The organism is Acinetobacter sp. ANC_7634 (genome assembly GCF_056779875.1).
In genome coordinates this window covers 1-1151 of record NZ_JBWYIT010000027.1, presented here as the reverse complement: position 1 = coordinate 1151, position 1151 = coordinate 1, and the positions used below count along the sequence as shown (strand labels likewise).

Below are 1151 nucleotides of genomic sequence, written 5' to 3'. Positions count from 1 at the left end.
GTGGTGGTCATTTAGACATCGCAGTCTTGGGTGCTTTCCAAGTCGCTGAAAATGGTGATCTTGCAAACTGGCATACCGGTGCACCTGATGCCATCCCTGCTGTGGGTGGTGCAATGGACTTAGCCGTGGGTGCGAAAAAAGTCTTTATTACCACCGATCATGTCACTAAAAAAGGCGAACCTAAAATCGTTGCTGAGCTGACTTATCCTGCGACAGGCTTAAAGTGTGTAGATCGTATCTATACTGACCTTTGTGTGATTGATGTAACACCTGAAGGCATGAAAGTGATTGAGAAAGTTGAAGGCTTATCTTTTGAAGAGCTTCAATCGATGACGGGTGCCAAACTCATTGATGCAACACTATAAATAAAGAGGAAGTCCCCGTTTATAAAGGGGGATTTAGGGGGATTCTTAGGAATAAATCATATTTTTTAAAATCCCTCCCAACCTCCCTTTAAAAAAGGGAGGGGCTTGCTAACAAGGATTTAATAAATGAAAAACGCATACATCATTGATGCCATCCGTACGCCTTTTGGTCGTTATGCCGGTGGTTTAGCCCCTGTCCGTGCGGATGACTTAGGTGCAGTGCCATTAAAAGCCTTAATGGAACGTAACCCTTCTGTGGATTGGAATGTCGTCGATGACGTTTTATTTGGTTGTGCCAACCAAGCCGGTGAAGATAATCGTAACGTCGGTCGTATGTCGGCGCTTTTAGCAGGTATTCCTTATACAGTACCTGCAACCACAGTCAACCGTTTATGTGGTTCATCACTCGATACTGTGGCAATGGCCGCGCGTGCCATTAAAGCAGGCGAAGCTGACGTGATTGTGGCAGGTGGTGTTGAATCCATGTCACGTGCACCATTTGTGATGGGTAAATCTGAGAGTGCATTTGGTCGTAGTCAAAAGATTGAAGACACTACCATGGGCTGGCGTTTTATCAACCCGAAGCTTAAAGAAATGTATGGTGTTGAAACCATGCCGCAAACGGCTGAAAATGTGGCTGAACAGTTCAACATTAGCCGTGCTGATCAAGACCAATTTGCTTTAACCAGCCAACAACGTACGGCTGCAGCGCAAGCACGCGGTTTCTTTGATCAAGAAATCGTGCCTGTGACTATTCCACAGCGTAAAGGTGATGCGGTTGTGGTG

Annotated in this window: 2 protein-coding genes; both read left to right on the top strand. The window is 45.8% G+C overall.

Translation table 11 applies throughout. From position 1 onward, the window contains the following. Positions 1 to 365 (top strand): CoA-transferase (locus AC1M9A_RS14355; RefSeq protein WP_481610483.1); only part of this gene is annotated, 365 nt, incomplete at its 5' end. Between the two features lie 126 nt (positions 366 to 491). Next, a partial coding sequence (locus tag AC1M9A_RS14350) for a thiolase family protein (protein WP_481610482.1) occupies positions 492 to 1151 on the top strand: 660 nt, incomplete at its 3' end.